This window comes from Rhodanobacteraceae bacterium (assembly GCA_016713135.1).
In the GTDB taxonomy this organism is placed as follows: Bacteria; Pseudomonadota; Gammaproteobacteria; order Xanthomonadales; family SZUA-5; genus JADKFD01.
This window is the reverse complement of the sequence record JADJPR010000001.1, coordinates 191,398-212,599: the sequence shown is the minus strand read 5'-3', so window position 1 is coordinate 212,599 and position 21,202 is coordinate 191,398. Positions and strand designations below refer to the sequence as shown.

Below are 21,202 nucleotides of genomic sequence, written 5' to 3'. Positions count from 1 at the left end.
CGCTGGTCAGACTGCCCGCAACTTTCGTTGGAGTTGCCTGTATGGCTCGCAAGATCAAGCACTTGTCCTCACTCGCCTGCCTGTTCCTCGGCAGCACGTTGAACCTGCACGCGGAGACCCTGAGCCTGCGCCTGCACGGCTCGAACACCCTCGGCGCGAAGCTCGCGCCGGCGCTGCTGGAGGCCTATGCGCGGCAGCAGGGCTATGCCGAGGTGCAGCGCAGCGAAACCGCGCCGATGGAGTTCCAGGTCAGCGCGACGCGTCCGGATGGCAGCCGTTTCGAGGGTACGGTCCGGGCGCACGGCACCGGCACCGGGCATGCCGCCCTGGTCTCGGGCGAGGCCGATGTCTGGATGGCCTCGCGCGCCGCCACCCCGGCCGACGTGCAGGTAGCGCGCAGCATCGGCGCCCTGCACTCCCCGGCGCAGGAGCATGTGGTCGCGCTCGACGGCCTTGCGATCATCGTGCACCCGGACAATCCACTTCGCGAACTGCGCATCGACCAGGTGCGCGATGCCTTCGCCGGCCGCTTGAGCGACTGGGCGCAGCTCGGTGGCAAGCCGGGTCCGATCCACCTGTATGGTCGCGACGACCGGTCGGGCACCTTCGACACCTTCAAGGCGATGGTGCTCGATGGCAGCACGCCGCTGGCCGCACAGACCCGCCGCTACGAATCGTCGAGCGAGCTGGAGCGCGGCGTCGCCGCGGACCGCGGTGCCTTGGGCTTCGTCGGTTTCTCCTACGTGGCGGCGACCCGCGCGCTGGCGGTGCATGCCGCCGGAACGCTGCCGCTCAAACCAGATGCGCTGAGCATCTCCACCGAGGACTACGCGCTGGCGCGCCGGCTGTACTTCTACACCGCGCGCGACGCCCGCCCCGGAGTGCGCGAGTTCGTCGAGTTCGTCCAGGGCACGGCAGGCCAGGCGGTGGTGGCCGATGCCGGCTTCGTCGCGCAGCAGATTTTCGCCGCCAACGCCGAACCGCTGCCAGGCAACCCGGATGGCTACTACGAGGTGGTCGGCGAGGCCGCGCGGGTCTCGCTGAACTTCCGCTTCAGTCCGGCCAGCTCGACCCTCGACAGCCGCGCGCTGCGCGATATCGAGCGTTTGCGCGAATTCATGCAGCGGCCGGAGAACCAGCACAAGGAGATCCGCCTGGCGGCGTTCTCGCCCGGCACCGCGCGCTCGCCGATGATGACCCTGCTGACGCTCAACGACCGCGTCGACCACATCTCGCAACTGCTCGCCGTGCGCGGCGTGCCGATCGGCGCCAGTCGCGGCTTCATCCACGGCGCCCTGCTGGCGCCCAGCGGTCGCAGCGACAGCCGGGTGCGCAACGAGCGTGTCGAAGTCTGGCTGGTCGACCCGCCCGCCCAGTACAGCGGCGATGGCGCGATGTAGCGCGCGTAGCCCGGAGTGCGCGCGCAGCGCGTTCTCCGGGTACTTGCGGCAAGCACCCGGGGAGCCGCTGCGCGACACCCCGGCTACGCGAACCTCAGGCCCCGATCCAGCTGAACCAGCGCCAGGCGCCGGCGTAGGCGCGCTGGCTGACGCTCTGCAACGGTGCCGCATCCACCGCCAGCCGCTGCGGCAGCGTCGAGTCGAAGCGCACATGGTTCAGCGCCATCCAGCGGGCAAAGGCCGGGATCGGCGTCGACAGGAAATCGACCACCCCCAACAACCCGCCGGGCGCCAGCTCGGCACGCGCGGCGGCGATGCAGCGGTCCTGCGCCTCGCCGGTCATGCTCAGCATGTAGGAGGCGACCACCAGGTCGAAGGGGCCGTCCAGGCGCACCTGGCCAAGCGCGCCGTGCACCAGCTCCGCGCGCTCTCCCAGGCGGCGCCGGGCCAGGTCCAGCATCGGCGCGGCCAGGTCCACGCCCACCAGCCGCGAGCGTGGGAATTCGCGCGCCAGCAGCGCCAGGTTGCTGCCGGTGCCGCAGCCGATCTCCAGGATCGACGGCGAGCGCAGACCGCGTTCGCGGGCGCAGCGCGCAAGGTCCGCCACCAGGCGCCGTCGGCCGAACAGAAAGGCCGGTCGGGTCAGGTCGTAGATCGGTGCGTGCAGCCGGTAGTAGCCGCCGAGGTCGCCACCGATCGGCGCGCTCACGCGGCCACCTCGGCCAGCAGCATCGAGCCATAGGTGCCGACGCGGTCGCGCTGGTGCCAGCGCTCGCTGTCCACCTGCGGATGCAAGGACTGGCGTGCAAAGGCCGGCAGGAAGTCGACCGCCAGCGCCGCCGAGCGCAGGAGCACGCGCGCGCCCGGCGCGCTCCGGGCCAGGATCATGCGCCACTCCTGCTCCAGCGCCGCCTGGTCGTGCGCCCACAGCCAGTCCTGGTGGTCCAGCAGCACGAAATGGGTCAATCGATCCTCGTGCGCGGCGAGGAAATCGGCGAATCCGCGGGTGTGCAGGCGCACCCGCCAGGCGCGCTCGCGCAGGGTGGCGAGGTGCTCCTGGCGCAGATAATTCGGGCAGCACTGGCGGGTGTAGCTGCCGTGCAAGTAAAGGCGCCAGAAATAGTTCTCGCTGGCCGGGACCTCGGTCATCAGCCAGCGCAGCTTGTCCTGCACGAAGGCGCTGACGCCGCCGGGATACTGCTGCGCGATCAGGTCGCGCTGCGCGCGCGGAACCCCGAGCAGGCTCAGCGTGGCCGGCTGGCGCACCACCAGGCGCAGCAGCGGCCCGAACAGGCGCGGCTCGATCCGCGCCCAGCGTTCGCGCTGGATCGCGAGATCGGGCGACTCGAACAGTTCCAGCAGTTCGCGGCGCAGGCGCGGCCGCAGCGCCTTGAGCCAGGCGCGCACCCACCAGGCGACGTCGCCCGCGGCACCGCGGAAATAGAAGGAACCGCGCCCGCGGCCGTCGAACCAGTGCTGGTGGCGGTCCCAGAAAGCCGCCGATTCAGGCGCCAGGCGCCGACGCAGGGCATGTCGGTAGATTTCGGCGAAATCGCTGTGCGCACCTTCGCCGAACAGGGCGAACAGATCGCCATGGTCCAGTGCCACGAGCGCCGCGAGCTTGAGGTCGAGCAGCGCGTTCTGGCGCGGATTGAGGTCCACGCAATGGATCTCGGCGGGATCGTCCAGCAGGTAGTCGAGCGCATTGCAGCCGGCGCTGGTGATCATCGCGATGCGCGCGCCGCGGCCCACGCCGAGCAGCGCGCGATCCGCGCGCGGATCTTCCCAGCAGGTGTTGTAGATCAGGCGCGAGCCATGCACATGGCGGAACCAGGCGTCGTAGGCGCGTTGCTTCAGGCTGGACATGGCGGGCCTCAGGGCAGCAGTCGGAACGAGGTTTCGGCGAAGCCCCAGCCCAGGCCGATCGCGGCCAGCACATCGCTGGGGTAGTGCAGGCCGAGCACCACCCGCGACAGCGCGATTGCCGCGCACAGCGGCCACAGCAGCAGCCCCGATTCCGGGTAGTGCTGCACCAGCACCAGGGTGAAGCCCACCGCATGCAGGGTGTGCCCGGAGGGGAAGCTGAACTCGTCGAGCGGTGCCACCGCGGTGGCCAGGGTGCGCTCGCGCGTAAGCGGCCGCGGGCGCCGGCTGAGCCGCTTGAGCCCCTTGTAGGCGAGCAGGCTGGCGATGCCGAGCAGCGCCATCTGCAGCACCACGCGCTGATCTGCTTCGCCACCGAACAGCAGCAGCGCGAGCATCAGCAGGTACCAGATCAGCCCGTCGCCCAGGCGCGAGACCGCGGCGAATCCGGCCAGCACCCACGGTGTGTCCGACAGCCGGCGCAGGCGCCGGGTCAGCGCCAGGTCGGTCGCGCTGACCTGGTCAGAGAAGCGGCGGATCGAAAGCAGCATGGCGGTTCTCCGTTGAACGGACAGCGGCATGGGGGCGCAGCGCGCCGAGCAGTTGCGCAAAATCCTCGGCGACCCGCTGCGGGCTGAGCTGCTCGACCGATGCGCGGCCGGCGCGGCCCAGGCGCACGCCGCGCAGCCAGTCGCGCGCGGCCTGTTCCACCCGGCGGATGAAGGCGCCGGACTGGTCGAAGGGCGCCAGCGCGCCGCTGACCCCATCGACGATGTGCTCGCGCGCCGCCGCGTAGTCGAACGCGCACACGGTCAGCCCGCTGGCGAGCGCCTCCAGGGTGACGTTGCCGAAGGTCTCGCTGACCGAGGGGAACAGGAACATGTCGGCGCTGGCGTAGTGGCGCGCCAGCTCGGCGCCGCGCAGCACGCCGGCGAACAGATGCTTGGGATGCTCGCGCTCCAGTTGCGCGCGCGCCGGCCCGTCGCCCACCCACAGCATGCGCGCCGCCGGGTTCAGCGCGCGGATGCGCTCGAAGCCGGCGACCACCAAGTCCAGGTTCTTCTCCGGCGCCAGCCGGCCCACGTGCAGCACCAGCGGCGTGCACTCGGACACGCCGAGGCGGCGGCGCAGCTCCGGGTCGCGGTGCTGCGGATGGAAGCGCTGGGTATCGACCGCGCGGCGCAGCAGTTGCACCCGCGCGAAGCCACGCGCCAGCAGCCAGTCGCGCAGTTCGGTGGTCGGCACCAGGGTGGTGTCGGCGCGGTTGTGGAAACGGCGCATCCAGGCGAAGGCCGCGCGCTCCAGGAAAGGCGCGCCGTAGTGGCGGAAGTAGTCGTCGAAGCGGGTGTGGAAGCCGCTCGCAACCGGCACGCAGCAGGCTTTCGCCGCGCGCACCGCCGACCAGCCGAGCGGCCCCTCGGTAGCCACGTACACCGCGTCCACTCGCTCGGTACGCAGCATCCGGCGCAACAAGCGCCCCGCCGGCAGGCCGAAGCGCAGCCCCGGGTAGCGCGGGATCGGCAAGCTGCGCACGTGCACCTCATCCGGCGCCGGCGCGTGGTCGCAGGCTTGGCGCGGGCGCACCAGCGAGACCCGGTGCCCGGCGGCGAGCAATTGCTGCCGCAGGCACTGCACGGTCAGGGCCACGCCGTTGACCTCGGGTGGGTAGGTCTCCGTCACCATCAACACATGCATGCGCGCGGCACCTTAGTGGTTCGGCGCAGCCTGCGCGCGCTGCGCTACGGTGCGGTAACGGGGCGATGACAATGCAATGAATGGCGACCAAGCCGCCGTCAGGCCTCCGCCGGCGCGGAACTCCATGGCATCCCCGGCGGCCACTGGAGCCGCGCCATGCCGAATCCGAGCAAGACCCCGGACAGCCCGCGCTCCACAGGACCCATTTTTCCTTCGACCTGGCTTCCTGCCTGGTCTTCGAGGCGAGCCATCAGTTCGTGGTGCTCGGCCAGCATCGAGAGCAAAGCGTCAGGGGCTTCTGCTGTGGCTTTGCTTCTGGCTGTGGCTTTGCTTCTGGCTGTGGCTTCCTTCCCTAACCCGCCCGCAAGCCGACAGGCCCGCCTCCCCCTCGAAATCCAGGCAGGAAGCCGGGTCGAAGGAACCCGGGGCCCCTCGGGAGCGCCGAGGAGCGGAGCTGGATCAAGGGGAAAGCGAGCATGTCCGAGCACATGGATGTGCGAGTTGCGCAGCGGCCTTGATCCGGCGAGCACCGCAGGGGACCCCGTGTGCACGACGCACACGGGGCGCGGACGCGGGGTGGCCTTTCTCTTGGTTACTTCTCTTTGGCCACTCAAAGAGAAGTGACTCGGCCGCCAGGCCGAAACGCTCTCGCTCTTGAAGTGAAGAGCGAAGAGTGAAAAGCGAAGAGCGAAAAGCGAAAAGCGAAAAGCGAAAAGCGAAAGGCGAAAAGCGAAAGGCGAAAAGCGACAGCAAAGATCGCGGGCAAAGCCCGCTCCCACAAATGCCAAAGCCAAGACGGCAAGCGACAGGGACAGCGAAAGCCAAAGATCGCGGGCGCGGCCGGTTCCCGCGGAAAACAAGACGGCAACCGCGAGACCACGGGCGAAGTCCGGTCACCCCAGGTCCAGCTCCCGCTGCAGGAACGCCTTCGCCGTCCGCGTGTCGCGCACGATCGTCGGCACCGACACCTGCAGCAGCGCCGCAAGCTCCTCCACTTCCATGCCCACGAAGAAGCGCATCTCGATCACCGTCGCGAGACGCGGATCGAGCGCCGCCAACCGAGCGAGGGCCGCGTCGATGGCAACCAGGCGCTCGGCCTGCTCGGCAACCGGCAGCGCGCCCGCGTCCAGGTCGTCGAGCGACACATGCTCGGCACCCGCGCCGCGGCAGTCGGCCAGGCGTGCGCGGGCGTAGTCGATCACCACCTGGCGCATTGCGCGCGCTGCGGTGGCGAAGAAGTGCTGGCGGTTCTGGTAGTCGGCCTCGCCGCCGGCGAACAGCTTGAGGTAGGCCTCGTTGACCAGCGCACGGGTGTTGAGCGTGCCGCCGTGCCGATGGCGCGCCAGCTCGGCGTGTGCCAGTCGCGCGAGGTCCGCGTAGACCTGCTCGAGCACGTGTGCACGCGCCGCCGGGTCGTCCGCGGCCTGCGCCATCTGCTGGGTCAGGTCGGATCCGCTCATACCACCAACCGCAGGCGTTCGGGCGCCAGACTGATCTCGCAGCGCTGGCCAGCCAGGAACTCGAGCCGGTCGCTCTCGATGCCATCGGCGAAGATCACGCCGCCGTCGTCCATCTCCGACTCCAGCTCCAGTACGCGCTCGGCGTCCACATAACCGAAGTTGACCGAAGTGCCGGTGGCGACGCTCGGAAACGGCTCGCGCACGAACCAGGCCAGACGCTGGTCGACCGCACTCGGCAATTGCTCGGGAAGTTGCCGCTGGCTGGCGATCGAGCGCGCCCAGCCGGTGGCGCCGGTGCCGGTGGCGGCGATCACGCCGGACGAGGAATGGCGCTCGCGCAGGGCGCCGAAGCGGATCCGGTAGCGCGCCGACTGGTGGCTCTGGTGGCCGATGAAGACCTCATTCAACGAGCGCAGCTCCTGCCCATCCTCGCGCAGCGCCCTCGCCATGCAGCGCTCCTCGATGCGAAAGCCGGCGTCCTCGCGCACGGCACCGGGCCGGCAGGCGAAATTCAGCAGCGGCAGCGCGAACAGCGTCGGGTGGCGGCAGAGCACGCCGTCGTATTCGGCCGGGTTGGGATTGAAGCCGACCACGGTCTGGCCACGCAGGTACTTGGCGACATTCGGCACCAGCCCGTCCTGGCCGACGATCACCACCACATCGTCAGGCGCGAACAGGAAGCGGTCGAGGTCGTCGCGGTCCACCCGCACGCTGCGCTGCCAGGACGGAATCGCGCCCTGCACCGCGCGCAGCGCCTGCTGCAGTTTGTCGTGCACGCCTTGCGCCCAACCGAGGTTCTGGCCCCGCGTGCGCAAGTAGAACTCGGCCTGCCCGCGCGTGCCGAAGCGCTCCAGCAGCGCCTCCAGCGGCGTGCGCCGGGTGACCAGCACGATGCGTGGGAGGGCGGGGGTCATGGGTGGGGAGAGGCGGGGTGGATGAAGCGGGGCAGGGGGCAGGGGACCCGATTGGCGGCGGTTGTCGGGCACCCTCGCGGGTTGCAGGCCAATCGGATGCGGCGCGGTTCGACCGGAGCACAAGGCAGGTCCTCTGCCCCCTCCCCCGCTTCACCCACCCCGCTTCCCTGCCTCACGGTGCCGCCTGGTCCCTGAGCAACTGGGTGAAGCTCTGGCCGAGCAGATCGGGAGTGATGTTGAGGTGGCCGATGCTCTGCAGCTTGGTCGCCAGCTGGCCCAAGGCCATCGCGGTGGCGGCGGCGGGCGGGGTGTCGCGCCAGATTCCGTGTTGCTCGCGCATCGCGGCGGCGGCCTGCGCGGCGAGCAGTTGCTGCGCCTCGGCCTGCGCCTGCGCGTTGATTTTCGTCTGCTGCGCGGCGGCCTCGGTCTGCAGGCGCTGGCGTTCGATGGCGGCCTCGACCTGGGTGCGTTGGCTGGCGGCTTCCTGCTGCGCCTGCAGCAAGGCGTTTTCGCCGCGCTTGCGGATCAGTTCCTGCTGGCGCCGCTCCAGTTCCAGCTCGGTGGCGAGTTCGTTTTCCTTGATCGCGCGCTCTTTTTCGACCGCCTGCGCGCGGCGCTGGAACTGCGCTTCGTCGGCGCGCGCCTGGACCGCCTCGCGCATCGGCGTGCCGAGCGCCTTCTCCAGTTCCGCACTGGGCACGATCTGGTCGATCACCAGATTGACCAGTTGCAGACCCATCGCGAGGATCTCCGGGTCGCTGCCGAGCGCCTGCACCAGCGCGGCGCGCACTTGCTCGGATCCCTGCCGCAGCACCGCCTCCAGCGGCTGCGCCGAGATCAGCTTGCGCACCACCGGCAGCGCGCGCTGCGCGAGCACGCTGGCGAGGCGGTCCAGCGGCTGTTCCAGCCACACGCCCTTGTCGATCGACAACGAGAAATTGAAACGGCCGGCCGCCTTTTCCGGATCAGCGATGCGGTAGGTGATGGTCGACTGCACCTTGATCGGCTGGAAATCCGCCGAGTGCTCGTTGAGCACGAAAGTGCTCTGGCAGTCCTCGATCGGCAGCATCGCGATCGCCGCCGACAGCGGCGAGAACCAGTAGGCGATGCCGGCGCCCTTGGTGACCAGGCGCCCGCCACGGTAGTGCAGGATCAGCTGGTTGGGCTCGGCGCGCAGGCGGCGCAACGGCAGCAAGGGCAGGCGCGTGATCGTCGGCATGGCGGGCAGCTCGGGAACCTAAGCGTGGAGCTGATGTTAACGCAGGGCCCCGGGATCGCGGGCCGCAAACCGCTCGCCTCAACCCACCGCGCGCGTGAGGCGGTCGACCAGCAAGTCTTCGATCCAGCTCTTCAGCCGCCAGTCCTCGATGAAGCCGCAATGGCCGCCGTGGTCGGTCAGGATCATCTCGGCGCAGGATGGCAGCGCCAGCCCGTGGTAGTCGCCGACCGGGATCACCGGATCGTCGTTGGAGGTGACGATGGTCGCAGGTACCGACAGCCCGCCGAGGCGGTCGCCGGCGATCGAGTAGCCGTTGAAGTAGTCCTCCAGCGATGGGTAGTCGGTGTAGCCGGCCACCATCCGCGCGGTCAGGTCGCGCAGGGTCGGCCGCTTCGGCCATTCGGCGAAGTCGTAGCGCTGCGGGAACAGCGCCTGCTTGCGCCGCAGCGACTCGGTCCATTTGGCGATGAAATAGCGCTCGTACATCCACGGCGCGATCTCGATCTGGCGCAGGCTGGCGGCTGGATCGAGCGGTGGGCAGACGGCAAAGGCGTGCGCCACCTCGATGCCGGCCGCCGGCGCGCGCAGCGCCACGCGCAGGGCGAAATTGCCGCCAAGCGAGAATCCGGCCACCACCAGGCGCCGCGGGGTGTAACGCTGCTGCACCGCGCGCACGGCACCGACCACCTCGTCGATGCGGCAGGAGTGGAACAGCCCTTCGTTGAGGTGGTGGGTGTCGCCGTGGTCGCGGAAATGCAGGCGGAAGACGTCGAAACCGGCCGCCAGCAGGCGCCCGGCGCTGACCAGCAGGTAGCTCGATTGCACGCAGCCTTCCCAGCCATGCAGCAGCACCGCCAGGCCGCGCGCCTGCGGCAGCGCGCTCTGCACCGAGTGGAAGCCTTGCAGGCGCACGCCATCGCCGCAATCGAGGATCGCCTCGCTGCTGGCAGCGTGCAGGTCCGGGAAGCGCATCCGCGCGGCGGCGCGGCGCAGGCCGCTGGACGCCAGCAAGGACTGCACATGCGCGTTGGCCAGCGGCCCGCGGCGGCGGAACACGCCGTGTCCCGGCAATGGCAGGGCCTCGCGTGGGTTCATTCGGCGTGACCCAAGGCCTGCACGATGCGGGCGCGTGCGCCCTCGGCGAGGCGGCGGCGGCCATCGCCCGCATGCTGCAAGGGTTCGAGGAAATGCACCTCGGCAGTCATCGACGGCTCGCCCAGCAGGCGCACGAAGTTGACGAAGAAACTCTCGCCGTCGGTGAACGGGACGGTGGGATTGGGCTGGCCGTTCAGCAGGTAGCGCAACGCCACTGGCTGCACCGGCACGCCGGCCTCCACCGCGGTCTGGAAGATGCGCGCGTGGAACACCCGCACCCGGCTGCCGTCGGTGGTGCCGCCTTCGGGGAACACGCCCACCTGGGCCCCCTGCTGCAGGCGTTCGACCATCATCTGGGCCACACTGGCGAGCGACTCGGTGCTGCCGCGGCGGTGGTAGATGGTGCCGGCGCGGCGCGCCAGCCAGCCGACCAGCGGCCAGCGGCTGATCTCGGCCTTGGCCACGAACTCGACCGCGCGCGCGCTGTGGATCAACTCGATGTCCAGCCACGACAGGTGGTTGGCGACCACCAGCGCGGCGCCGCTGTGCGGCTGGCCGTGGCGCACCAGGCGGAAACCGAAGATCCGCATCAGGCCCGCCGACCACCAGCGGATCGCGCGGTGGCGCAGGTGCTCGTCGCCCCAGCGCACGCGCTCGCCGAGCGGGGTGACCAGCACCAGGGTCAGCGGCAGGTGGATCACGATGTGCCACAGCAGCAGCGGCACGCGGACACCGTAACGCAGCCAGCGCCCGCGCGCCGCGCGGGCGTCGGGCAGGTCTTCCTTGTTGAGGCTGGTGACGCTCTCGCTCATCGACGGCTCCGGCAGGCTGGGACCACGGCGGACGCGGTTGGTTCGCGTTCCGTTCCGGGCCGAGCGTTGCCGATGGTAACAGCCTGCCGCTGAAGTGCCAGCTCAGGCTGTGGAGTCGACCGCGCGAGCCCGGCCGGGCGCTGCAGCGATCAACCAGGTAGTAACCGGTTGCACGGGTACGCAGGCCGTAGTGCCGCGCAGCGGCTGGGCGGCGCCCGGCTTTCTTCCTCGCGCGTCGGACGCCACGGTGGCTGAGTCATTCGAAGCCGTTGGCGAAGATGTTGTTGCCGGCTGCGATCGGCGCGAAGCAGCCGTTGGTCACGTTGTTGGCTACCCGCGGGCTCAGGAAGGTGCGATGTGCAGTCGCGAAGACCTCGCTGGAATCGCAGTTCTGCAAGCCGTTCAGGTGGCAATAGCTCATCAGCGTGCCGGTGACGTTGGCCACGCCGTTGACAGTCTGCGGCGCCGGACAGGCTTCGGTGCCGCCGAAGCAGCCGAATCCGGCCTCGCTGTTGTAGCACTGGTCGATGGTGTTGGTGTTGACGGTCCCGGCCCCGGTGGTGGCGCTGGAGCAGTGGGTGTGCTCGGCGCCGAGGTTGTGCCCGATCTCGTGCGCGACCACCAACACGTCGTCGGCCGCGGTCGCCTGGGGGAACTTGAACACCTGCGACACACTGTAGTGGCCGCCGTTCGCGTTGGTGCTGGTGCAGTAGTTGTTGCCGCCGAGCACCCATGCAATGCCGGCGGAGCTGAACTGACTGGATGCCTTGCCCGAGATGAACATCGCGAATGCACGCTGCACGGCGCCCTGGTTGTTCTGCCAGAAAGTGCCGAATTCGGTGAGCTGCGCCGAGGTGCTGGTCGCCGAGTAGGGGTCCGGATTGCTCGAGGGGCGCAGGATCGTGGTGCCCTGCAACAGCCGGAGGTCGAGGTCCCGCTCGTAGACCACATTCATGCCGACGAACAGCTGCGCCAGGTAATTGGTCGCGCTGGTGGTGTTGTCGCTGAACTTCTGCTGCAGCAGTTCGTTGTCGGTGTCCACCGCGACGGTCGCGCTGCGGGTGGCCACCTGCGGCGTGCGCCCGGGCGCAAGCACCGCCATCCCCGCGTACCGCGGCTGGCTCTGCAGCTGCCAGGACATGGTGTGGTTGTCGCAGGCAAAGCGGCCCGGGTTTCCCCTGGCGTCAGTCTGGGGCTCGCGCAAGTCCAGCACCAGCCCGCTGCCGTCGCTGCGTCCTTCGATGCCCATCGAACGGCCGTCGTCGGCCAACAACAGGCCTGCGGCGCGCTTGCCATCGGCCGAGATCGACAGCCCGATCCGCGGCGCACCCGGCACCGATGGGTCGGCGACGAAATGCAGCCAGTCGCTGCGCGGCAGCTGGCGCAGGCCATCCGCAGTGGCCTCGTAGATCCTGGCGTCTGCCGCGTAGATGTCGATGCGCTGCATGCGCACCGCGCCACTGCGCGCGGCGCCGAGCGGCAGGCTGGCGAAGGTGCTGGCAGCGCCGACCGGCAAGCCGCGCGCCGCGGCCCATTCATCTTCGCCGACGCGGGCATCCGCCACCGCCGCACCCGGCATGCCGAGCAGCCATCCCGCACACAGAATCACCGAAGCGCGCATTGCCGGTCCCCTGCCGTGACGCCGGCAGGGTATCCCTGGCACCGGTTCGCGGCAAGCCGCTGCGGGCGCGTTCAGGGCGCCAGCCGCGCCCCGCTGAGCATTTCGGCGACGATCCAGCCATACAGCCGGCGCCAGCCCTGGCGCGCCTCGGGCGACAGGCCGCCAGCGGTGCGCGCGTCGACCGTCCTGAGCAGCGCCTCGCCGACCGGCGCGTAGTGCTGCGGCTCCGTGCCATAGGCGAGATGGCGTGCGCCGAGTTGGCGCAGCGACCCCACCAGCGAGGCGGGATCCTCGATGAACCCGACAACGATCGCCAGGGTCTGCGCGAACTTCTCGCGCTGCGACTGCAGGTCCTCGGGAAACAGTCCACGGATGGCGGGCGCCAGCTCGAACAGCGCATCGTAGAAGTCGCTGGCGAAGGCGCGCGGATCCGCCGCCGCCGCCGCGAAGCTGTCGCGCAGGGGCTCGGCGTCCGCACGCAGGCGCGCGATCAGCCCGGAATCGGGGGACTGCAGCATGCTCGGATCCTCGATCATCGCTCGATTACACCAGAATCCGGCAAACGTACTGTGATCGATGAACCGGACAGCTCGCGAGACTTGTCCGCGGCTTGGATTCTTGGTCACACTCTGCCCTCTCACCGATTGCCCGCGCCCATCGCATGAACCGCCCCCAGGTCACCCATCTGCTCGATGCCGCCGGCAGCGGCGACGCGCAGGCGCAGCGCGAGCTTTACGACCTGGCCTACGCCGAGCTCAAGCGCATCGCGCGCGCGGCGCTGCGCCGCAGCGGCGGCGCGCTGACGGTCAACCCGACCACGCTGGTGCACGAGGCGTACATGAAGATCGCGCGCGGCGCGGTCGAATCGCTCAACGACAGCCAGCATTTCTACAGCCTGTTCGCCCGCGCGATGCGCCAGGTGCTGCTCGACATCAGCCGCCAGGGCGGCACCGTCAAGCACGGCGCCGGCCAGGTGCGCGCCGAGCTGACCGAGCGCATCGCCGACGAATCGCGCCCGCTCGACGAGCTGATCCAGATCGACGGCGCGCTGCGGCAGCTGGAAGCGGCGGACCCGGAACTGGCCGAGATCGTCGAATGGCATTTCTTCGCCGGGCTCTCCTTCGTCGACATCGCCGCCGCGCGCGGGGTGACCGAGCGCACCGTCAGGCGCCACTGGGAGATGGCGCGCGCCTTCCTGCTGGATGCGCTGCCGGGGCTGGCCAGCGGAGCCGGCGCCGGGGACTGAAGCCATGGCCGCCGCTGCCCTCGCCCCCGAGCGCTGGAAGCAGTTGCGGCCGCTGCTGGACCGCGCGCTCGACCTCGACGACGCCGCGCGCGCAGCCTTCCTGCGCGAGCTGTCCTCCGAGTCCGAGGAGCTGCGCCGGGACCTGGAACGACTGATCGCGCGGCATCTGGACAGCGCCGGATTGTCGCGTCCGGCGGCCGAGATGGCTCAGGTCGAAGTCACCCAACCGGATGCCTCGCCCGGCGGGCGCGCGGATCCGTGGATCGGCCGCCGCATCGGCCCCTACCAGCTGACGCGCATGCTCGGTGCCGGCGGCATGGGCGCGGTCTACGAGGGCCAGCGGGTGGATGGCGGCTTCCGCCAGACGGTGGCGCTGAAGCTGGTCGGCGGCATCCACCCCGGCCTCACCGCGCGTTTCGCCCGCGAGCGCCAGATCCTCGCCGAGTTGCGCCATCGGCACATCGCGCAGTTGCTGGATGGCGGCGAGACCCCCGAGGGGATGCCCTATTTCGCGCTGGAGTTCATCGACGGCCGCCCGATCACCGAATACGCCGACGCCACCGGCGCCGACAGCGAGGCCCGGCTGCGCCTGCTGATCGAGGTCGCCGAGGCGCTGGCCTACGCGCACCGGCGCAACGTGATCCATCGCGACATCAAGCCGAACAACATCCTGGTCAGCGCCGACGGCCACGTGAAGCTGCTCGATTTCGGCATCGCCAAGCTGCTCAAGGGCGAGTCGGGGCCGACGCTGACGCAGCAGCGCATGGGCCCGATGACGCCCGAGTACGCGGCGCCCGAGCAGTTCCGCGGCGGCGAGTTGTCCGCCGCCACCGACATCTACCAGTTCGGCGTGCTGCTGTTCCGCCTGCTCGCCGGGCGCCTGCCCTACCGCGCCAATGCGGACGACGCCCTGGCCTGGGCGCGCGCAGTGTCCGAGCAGGAACCGCAGACCCTGAGCGCCGCGCTGCGCGATGCGCAGAGGGAGAAACGCGTCGGCGCGGGCGCGTCGGGCGAGATCACGCTCAGGCGCTACGCTGCCCGCCGCGCCGGCGAGCTCGACACCATCGTACGCCGCTGCCTGGCGAAGTCGCCGGCGGCGCGCTACCCGAGCATGGACGCGATGATCGCCGATCTGCAGGCCTGGCTGGCGCCTGCCACGCAGCGGCCACTCGGCTGGAAGCGTCCGGCGGCGCTGGCGCTGCTGGCGATCGCCACCGGCGCCTCGCTGCCCTCGCTGCTGCCGCTGGTCAGCCGCGAGGACCCGCGGGTGGGTGCGGACGCCGCCGCGGACCTGGCGGATTGGGGCCAGGAACCAGCGCTGGTGGCGATGGGACTGCTTCCCGAGAACCTACATACCGAACACGCCGCAACCATCCCGATGATCCGCCGGGCGATCCTGGCCGAAGCGCGCGGCGATGCGCCGGCAGCACTGGCGTTGCTGGCCAGCGCGCATCGCGCCGACCGGCGCACGCCGGTGCCGGCGCTGCTCAGCGCCTACTGGACCTCGGCGCTGGCCGGGGGCGCAGAACACGCCCACTGGCGGGCCGAGATGCGCGCGCGGATCGCTGGCCTGGCCGATCCGTACATCGACCTGCTGGCGGATTTCGTCGAGCGCGATGCCGATGACGAGATCGAACCCAGCCTTCGCTACTCCGGCGCGATTCTCGAGATGCGCCCGGAAGCCTGGTTCCTGCATCTTGCGCGCGCCCACCAGCTCAGCCGGCGAGGCCTGCGCGAGGCGGCGGTGCGCGAGCTGCAGGCGATCCAGGTGGAGCGGCTGGGCCACCGCAAGCTGGTCGACGCGATCGCCGACCGCGCCTCGATGGGCGACCTGCCCGGCGCCTGGGCCCAGTTCCAGCACTTGGAACGCGCACCGGAAGATCCCGAGCGCGCCAGTTTGCGCGCCCGCCTGACCTACACCGCGGGCGATCTGCCCGGCGCGCGCGATGCCTACCTCGAAGCAGTCGGGCTGGCGCGCGGCGCGGCACGCTTCGACATCGAGTCGCGTGGCTTGCTGTGGGCCGGGGTGTTCAGCGGTGCCTTGGGCGACTACGCCCAGGCCGAGAGCCTGCTGCAGCAGGCGCGCGCACGGTTGACCGAGCGCTCGCAGTTCGCCTATGCCGCGGATGCCGCGCTGGCGCTGGCGCAGAGCCGCGCCCGCCCGGGCCCCCCCGCGCGGCGCCCCGGCCGGGCAGCGCCCCCGCGCTGCTCGCCAAGCTGCAGAATCCACTCGCGGCGCTGCCGGCGGAGCTGTACGCGGCGCGCCTGGTGGGCGTGCCGCTGGCGCTGCCGGAGGGCCTGGACGACCCCGACGATGCCTGCCTGATCCCGCTGATCCAGGCGCGCCAGGCGCTGCAGGCCGGCGATCGCGCAGCCGCGCGCGCGGCGCTGGAACGCGCACGCAGTGCCGGCATCGAGGACAACGTGTTCGTCGAAGAGGCCGCCCTGCTCGCACGCGAACTCGACGCCCCCGGCTTCGCGCTCAAACCCATCGACCCGCCCTTCGGCCCGTACAGCCGCTACGCCGCGCGCTGGGCACTCGGCGCGGGCGCGAGCATCGCGCCGGCGCGGGTGGAGCTGCCGCGCTGAGGGCGCGGCCGCGGAATCAGCGCAAGTTCCGCCCCACCGGGCACTGACCGCGCGCGCCGCAGCCGGCGCAGGCGCCGGTAGGTTTGGCGGCGGCGCGGGCCAGGCTGGGCGAGACGCGCGCCAGGCGGGTGCCGGCGCAGCGCCGGGCGAAGGCGGCCACACCGCGCTGGCGCAGGCTGGCCGGCGTCAGGTGCCAGGCGCTGTAGCCGACGGCCAGCGCGACGATCAGCAGCACCAGGAGCTGCTCGCCCATCAGCCGGCTCCCAGCGCCACCGCGAGCTGGTAGGTGACCAGCGACGCGAGATAGGCCAGGCCAAACAGGTAGCCCGCCATCAGCAGCGGATAGCGCCAGCCCTGGGTCTCGCGCTTGACCACCGCCAGGGTGGCCAGGCACTGCGGCGCGAACACATACCAGGCGAGCAGCGACAGCGCGGTGGCCAGCGACCACTGCGCGCCGATCAGGGTGCCGAGCTGGTTGGCGACTTCCTCCTCGCCACCCTGCAGCGCGTACACCGTGCCGAGCGCGCCGACCGCGACCTCGCGCGCGGCCATGCCGGGGATCAGCGCGATGCAGATCTCCCAGCCGAAGCCGATCGGCGCGAACAGCGGCTGGATCGCGTGGCCGAGCATGCCGGCGTAGCTGTAATCGATGGCCGGGCCGGTGGCGCCCTCGGGCGGCGCCGGGAAGGTCGCCAGCGCCCACAGCACGATGGTCAGCGCGAGGATGATGCCGCCGACGCGGCGCAGGAAGATCTTGACCCGCTCCAGCAACCCGAGCGCGAGGTTGCGCAGGTTGGGGATGCGCCAGGTGGGCAGTTCCATCATCAGCGGGTGGTGCATGCCGCGGCCGACGGTGTGCTTGAGCACCCAGGCGACCACCACCGCGCCGACGATGCCGGCGAGGTACAGGCCGAACAGCACCAACCCCTGCAGGTTGAACACGCCAGCGACCGCGCGGTCGGGAATGAAGGCGCCGATCAGCAGCGCGTAGACCGGCAGGCGCGCCGAGCAGGTCATCAGCGGCGCGATCAGGATGGTCGACAAACGATCGCGCCAGTTGCTGATCACGCGCGTGGCCATGATCCCGGGGATCGCGCAGGCGAAGCTCGACAGCAGCGGGATGAACGAGCGCCCGGACAGGCCGACCTTGCCCATGAAGCGGTCGAGCAGGAAGGCTGCGCGCGGCAGATAGCCGGAATCCTCCAGCGCGAGGATGAACGCAAACAGGATCACGATCTGCGGCAGGAACACCAGCACGCCGCCCACGCCGGCGATCACGCCGTCGACCAGCAGGCTCTTCAGCAGGCCGTCGCTCATCGCGCCGCCGACCGCCTCGCCCAGCCAGCCCACGCCGGCCTCGATCCAGCCCATCGGCGCCTCGGCCCAGGCGAACACCGCCTGGAACATCAGGAACAGCACCACCGCGAGGATCGCCAGCCCCGCCAGCGGGTGCATCACCACGCGGTCGATGTGCTCGTCCCAGCGGCGGTCCACCGCCGGCTCGGTGACGCACTGACTCAGGATCTCGCGCACCTGGCGGTGGGTCTCGGTGATCTCGGCCAGGGTCGGCGGATGCCACGATGCGACCGGCGCGCGCACGGCGGCAGGCATCGCGTCGAGCGCTGCAAGCAAGGGATCGGCGCCGCCGCGGTGCACGCCGATGGTGGGCACCACCGGCACACCGAGCAGTTGCGACAGCTTCGGGATGTCGATCTGGATGCCCCGGCGCTGCGCCAGATCGCTCATGTTGAGCGCCAGCAGCATCGGCAGGCCAAGCCGCCTGACCTCCAGCACCAGCCGCAGGTTCAGCCGCAAATTGGTCGCGTCGGTGACGCACACCAGCACCTCGGGCACCTGCTCGCCGTCGAGTTGGCCGAGCACCACGTCGCGCGTGACCGCCTCGTCTGCGCTGTCCGCATTCAGCGAGTAGGCGCCGGGCAGGTCGAGCACCCGGTAGCGCGTGCCGGCGGGCGAGGTCGCGACGCCTTCCTTGCGCTCGACGGTCACGCCGGCGTAGTTGGCGACCTTCTGCCGGCTGCCGGTCAGCAGGTTGAACAGCGCGGTCTTGCCGCAGTTGGGATTGCCCAGCAGGGCCACCCGGCGCGCGTCGGCGCCGTCCATTGCCAGTTGCGCCGCGCTCATCGCTGATGGTCCAGGCGCAGCACCAGGATATGCTCGGCCTCATGCCGGCGCAGCGCGAACAGCGTGCCGCCCACGCGCACCGCGATCGGCTCGCGGCCGCCGGGCCCAAGCGCCATCACCCGCACCCGCTCGCCCGGCACAAAGCCGATTTCCAGCAAGCGCAGCACCAGGTTGATGTCGTGCCCATGCGCACGGCCCGCCGGCAAGCGCACCTCCAGCACCCGCGCGGACTCGCCCCTGTTCAGGGTCGCCAGGCTGACGCCCGCCGGCGCCGCCGCGGCAGGCTCGGCGCTGGTCGGCGCGGAATCGGTTTCAGCGGACCACATGTCGGATGAGTGCAATGGATTGAGGTTCACGAGCTTAACGATAACCGCAGTCGCCGTAAATGCGAATGACTATCAAATGCCAGGTAGAGACGGCGTGTGTTGATGTGGATCAAGATGCAGATGCGGGGGAGGTGAAGCGGGGCGGGGGTCAGGGGGAATGCCCGGCGCTTCGCTCGTGGCTTGAAGTGGTCCGGGCCATTGGGCGTGCACCACCTCAAGATCGTCGCGAAGCCAGGTGCAGGGGGAATGCCCGGCGCTTCGCTCGTGGCTTGAAGTGGTACGGGCCATTGGGCGTACACCACCTCAAGATCGTCGCGAAGCCAAGTGCAGGGCCCCTGACCCCTGACCCGCCTCACCTCCCCCCGCTTCACCTCCCCCCGCTTCACCTTCCCCCGCTTCACCTCCCCCCGCTCCACCCGCCCCCCTGCTATCCTGCCGGCCCCCTTTTCCACCCCCTTCGCCGTGAAAGAACACCTCCACGAACTGGTGATGCAGGCGCTGCTGGACGTCCGTCGCAAGCAGCAGGTCGAACTGCCGGAGGCGCCGGATTTCGCCATCGAGCGCACGCGGCAGAAGGAGCACGGCGATTTCGCGACGAATGCGGCGCTGGTGCTGTGCAAGCAGCTGGGCATGAAGCCGCGCGACCTGGCGCAGGCGATCGTCGACCACCTGCCGCCGTCGCGCCATGTGGAAGCGGTCTCGATCGCCGGCCCCGGCTTCATCAACTTCACGCTGAGCAAGAGCTGCCTGCTGGGCACCCTCAGGCGCGTGCTCGAGCGCGGCGCCGAGTACGGCAGCGCCGAGGTGGACGAGAACGAGCACATCACGGTCGAATTCGTCTCGGCCAATCCGACCGGCCCGCTGCACGTCGGCCATGGCCGCGGCGCGGCCTTCGGCGCCAGCCTGACCAACATCCTCGAAGCCTCCGGCCTGAAGGTACAGCGCGAGTTCTACGTCAACGACTATGGCCGCCAGATGGACATCCTGGCCGCCAGTGTGTGGCTGCGCTACCTGGAGCTGACCGGCAACCCGGTGCGCTTCCCGGACAACGGCTACAAGGGCGATTACGTCGTCGATGTCGCCCGCGCGCTCAAGCACGCGCACGGCGACCGTTTCCGCCAGAGCCCGTTCGAGGTGACCAACGGGCTGCCGCCGGACGAGAGCCAGGGCGGCGACAAGGAAGCGCATGTCGACGGCCTGATCGCGCGCGCGCGACAGTTGCTCGGCGGCGATTTCGACGTGATCTACAAGCTCGCGCTGGACACCCTGCTCGGCACCATCCGCGACGAGCTGCTCGCCTTCAACGTGCGCTACGACAACTTCTTCTCCGAGCGCTCGCTGGCTGAATCCGGCGCGGTCGAGCGCGCGATCGCGCGCCTGACGCGCCTGGGCCACATGTACGAGAAGGACGGCGCCAAGTGGTTCCGCGCCACCACCTTCGGCGACGAGAAGGACCGCGTGGTCATCCGCGAAAACGGGGCCACCACCTACTTCGCCTCCGACATCGCCTACCTGCTGAACAAGTTCGAGCGCGGCTTCACCCGCGCGGTCTATGTGCTGGGCGCCGACCACCACGGCTACATCGCGCGCCTCAAGGCCGCGGCCAGCGGCCTCGGGCTGAACCCGGCGAATGTCGAGATCGTGCTGGTGCAGTTCGCCAAGCTGTTCAAGGACGGCAAGGAAGTGCCGATGGGCAAGCGCGAGGGCAACTTCGTCACGCTCAGGGACCTGCGCACCGAGGTGGGCACCGACGCCGCGCGTTTCTTCTACGTGATGCGCAGCCACGACCAGCACCTGGACTTCGACCTGGAACTCGCCAAGTCGCAGAGCAAGGACAACCCGGTCTATTACGTGCAGTACGCGCACGCCCGCATCGCCAGCGTGTTCCACAAGCTGGCCGAGCAGCGCCAGACGCACAACCGTTCGGCCGGCGACGCCGCGCGTAGCCAGCTCAGCAACGAGCACGAGCTGGAGCTGATGAACCTGATGCTGCGCTACCCGGAGACGGTCGAACGCGCCGCCGAACTGCGCGCGCCGCACCTGGTCGCCAACTACCTGCGCGAACTCGCCGCGGCGCTGCACGGTTATTACGACGGCTCCGGGGTCAAGGTGCTGGTCGACGAGGACGATCTGCGCAACGCGCGCCTGAACCTGCTGCTGGCGGTCAAGCAGGTGCTCGCCAACGGCCTTAAACTGCTCGGCGTGTCCGCGCCGGAGAAAATGTAGTGGCCAAGGGCAAGCAGGCAGTCCGCGGCGGCAGCAGCACACCGCTGCCCTTCTGGGTATGGCTGATCACCGGCTTCGCGCTCGGCGTGGGCCTGTCGATGTTCTTCATCCTCAAGGACGGCATGCCCGCCGCGGGCCCGCGCCCGAATCCCGATGCGCAGCCCGCCGGCGAGGGCAACAAGCCACTGGTCGAGCTGGCCGCCGGCGACACCCGCGCGCCCGCGGGCGAGCAGCGCAAGCCGCGCTACGACTTCTATTCGGTGCTGCCGGAGATCGAGGTGGTGATCCCCGACGCCGAGCTGAAGGCACAGTCCGAGAAGCCCCCGGTGACGCCGCCGGCCGGCAGCCCCGCGGTGCGCATGTTCCTGCAGGTGGGTAGCTTCGGCGAATCCGGCGACGCCGAATCGCTCAAGGCCCGCCTCGCACTGATGGGCGTGCAGGCCCAGGTCACCCCGGTCAAGATCAACGACCGCACCTGGCACCGCGTGCGCGTAGGCCCCTACGCCGATGCCCGCGCCCTGGAAACCGCCAAGCGCGAGCTGGCCGCGGCCAACGTCGGGGCGATCGCGCTGCGCGAGACGGGTGGCTGAGGGG

The 21,202-nt window shown here is 70.2% G+C and carries 20 protein-coding genes; 6 read left to right on the top strand and 14 right to left on the bottom strand.

The window, feature by feature from the left end; genetic code table 11:
* Nucleotides 1-41: 41 nt before the first annotated feature.
* Nucleotides 42-1,400, top strand: coding sequence for a PstS family phosphate ABC transporter substrate-binding protein (locus IPK27_00795; protein ID MBK8066199.1), 1,359 nt, complete (start codon nt 42-44; stop codon nt 1,398-1,400).
* A gap of 94 nt (nt 1,401-1,494) precedes the next feature.
* Here IPK27_00795 and IPK27_00790 read toward each other — a convergent pair whose 3' ends face one another.
* From IPK27_00790 to IPK27_00740, 11 genes are all read right to left on the bottom strand, one after another.
* Nucleotides 1,495-2,109 carry a class I SAM-dependent methyltransferase gene (locus tag IPK27_00790; protein MBK8066198.1) on the bottom strand — a complete coding sequence of 205 codons (615 nt, stop codon included), beginning with the start codon at nt 2,107-2,109 and terminating at the stop codon, nt 1,495-1,497.
* Nucleotides 2,106-3,266 (bottom strand): BtaA family protein, encoded by a 1,161-nt coding sequence (locus IPK27_00785; protein MBK8066197.1) that lies wholly within the window; start codon nt 3,264-3,266, stop codon nt 2,106-2,108. Before IPK27_00785 ends, IPK27_00790 begins: the two co-directional genes overlap by 4 nt.
* Before the next feature lie 8 nt (nt 3,267-3,274).
* Nucleotides 3,275-3,814, bottom strand: a complete 540-nt coding sequence (locus tag IPK27_00780) for a phosphatase PAP2 family protein (GenBank protein MBK8066196.1) — start codon at nt 3,812-3,814, stop codon at nt 3,275-3,277.
* On the bottom strand, nt 3,786-4,958 hold the full coding sequence (locus IPK27_00775) for a glycosyltransferase family 1 protein (protein MBK8066195.1): 1,173 nt from the start codon (nt 4,956-4,958) through the stop codon (nt 3,786-3,788). Before IPK27_00775 ends, IPK27_00780 begins: the two co-directional genes overlap by 29 nt.
* 893 nt (nt 4,959-5,851) lie before the next feature.
* A complete protein-coding gene (locus IPK27_00770; GenBank protein MBK8066194.1) occupies nt 5,852-6,418 on the bottom strand; it encodes a sigma-70 family RNA polymerase sigma factor in 567 nt (188 codons plus the stop codon).
* A complete protein-coding gene (locus tag IPK27_00765) occupies nt 6,415-7,332 on the bottom strand; it encodes a hypothetical protein (GenBank protein MBK8066193.1) in 918 nt (305 codons plus the stop codon). The genes IPK27_00770 and IPK27_00765 overlap by 4 nt, the downstream gene beginning before the upstream one ends.
* A gap of 172 nt (nt 7,333-7,504) precedes the next feature.
* Nucleotides 7,505-8,551, bottom strand: a complete 1,047-nt coding sequence (locus IPK27_00760; protein ID MBK8066192.1) for a hypothetical protein — start codon at nt 8,549-8,551, stop codon at nt 7,505-7,507.
* A gap of 78 nt (nt 8,552-8,629) precedes the next feature.
* Nucleotides 8,630-9,646 (bottom strand): alpha/beta fold hydrolase, encoded by a 1,017-nt coding sequence (locus tag IPK27_00755; GenBank protein MBK8066191.1) that lies wholly within the window; start codon nt 9,644-9,646, stop codon nt 8,630-8,632.
* Nucleotides 9,643-10,458, bottom strand: a complete 816-nt coding sequence (locus IPK27_00750; GenBank protein MBK8066190.1) for a 1-acyl-sn-glycerol-3-phosphate acyltransferase — start codon at nt 10,456-10,458, stop codon at nt 9,643-9,645. The genes IPK27_00755 and IPK27_00750 overlap by 4 nt, the downstream gene beginning before the upstream one ends.
* Nucleotides 10,459-10,714: 256 nt before the next feature.
* Nucleotides 10,715-12,079 (bottom strand): hypothetical protein, encoded by a 1,365-nt coding sequence (locus IPK27_00745; protein ID MBK8066189.1) that lies wholly within the window; start codon nt 12,077-12,079, stop codon nt 10,715-10,717.
* A gap of 71 nt (nt 12,080-12,150) precedes the next feature.
* Nucleotides 12,151-12,615 (bottom strand): hypothetical protein, encoded by a 465-nt coding sequence (locus IPK27_00740; protein ID MBK8066188.1) that lies wholly within the window; start codon nt 12,613-12,615, stop codon nt 12,151-12,153.
* 125 nt (nt 12,616-12,740) lie between these two features.
* Between IPK27_00740 and IPK27_00735 the strand changes: the two genes are divergently transcribed.
* From IPK27_00735 to IPK27_00725, 3 genes are read left to right on the top strand one after another with little or no spacing between them, the layout of a single operon-like run.
* Entirely contained in the window at nt 12,741-13,325 is a 585-nt protein-coding gene (locus tag IPK27_00735) for a sigma-70 family RNA polymerase sigma factor (GenBank protein MBK8066187.1), read from the top strand.
* Nucleotides 13,326-13,329: 4 nt separating this feature from the next.
* Nucleotides 13,330-15,651, top strand: coding sequence for a serine/threonine protein kinase (locus IPK27_00730; GenBank protein MBK8066186.1), 2,322 nt, complete (start codon nt 13,330-13,332; stop codon nt 15,649-15,651).
* The gene (locus IPK27_00725; protein ID MBK8066185.1) at nt 15,594-15,914 is read left to right on the top strand and encodes a hypothetical protein; all 321 of its coding nucleotides are present in this window, start codon (nt 15,594-15,596) and stop codon (nt 15,912-15,914) included. The genes IPK27_00730 and IPK27_00725 overlap by 58 nt, the downstream gene beginning before the upstream one ends.
* A 16-nt stretch (nt 15,915-15,930) precedes the next feature.
* On the opposite strand, the gene IPK27_00720 is transcribed toward IPK27_00725, so the two are convergent.
* From IPK27_00720 to IPK27_00710, 3 genes are read right to left on the bottom strand one after another with little or no spacing between them, the layout of a single operon-like run.
* Nucleotides 15,931-16,167, bottom strand: a complete 237-nt coding sequence (locus IPK27_00720; protein ID MBK8066184.1) for a hypothetical protein — start codon at nt 16,165-16,167, stop codon at nt 15,931-15,933.
* Nucleotides 16,167-18,035: a ferrous iron transporter B gene (locus IPK27_00715; GenBank protein MBK8066183.1), complete on the bottom strand. Its 1,869-nt coding sequence runs from the start codon at nt 18,033-18,035 to the stop codon at nt 16,167-16,169. The genes IPK27_00720 and IPK27_00715 overlap by 1 nt, the downstream gene beginning before the upstream one ends.
* A 17-nt stretch (nt 18,036-18,052) precedes the next feature.
* On the bottom strand, nt 18,053-18,382 hold the full coding sequence (locus IPK27_00710; GenBank protein ID MBK8066182.1) for a ferrous iron transport protein A: 330 nt from the start codon (nt 18,380-18,382) through the stop codon (nt 18,053-18,055).
* A 462-nt stretch (nt 18,383-18,844) separates the two neighbouring features.
* Between IPK27_00710 and IPK27_00705 the strand changes: the two genes are divergently transcribed.
* Both IPK27_00705 and IPK27_00700 read left to right on the top strand, forming a co-directional pair.
* On the top strand, nt 18,845-20,608 hold the full coding sequence (locus tag IPK27_00705) for an arginine--tRNA ligase (GenBank protein MBK8066181.1): 1,764 nt from the start codon (nt 18,845-18,847) through the stop codon (nt 20,606-20,608).
* On the top strand, nt 20,608-21,198 hold the full coding sequence (locus IPK27_00700) for an SPOR domain-containing protein (GenBank protein MBK8066180.1): 591 nt from the start codon (nt 20,608-20,610) through the stop codon (nt 21,196-21,198). The genes IPK27_00705 and IPK27_00700 overlap by 1 nt, the downstream gene beginning before the upstream one ends.
* Nucleotides 21,199-21,202: the final 4 nt, after the last annotated feature.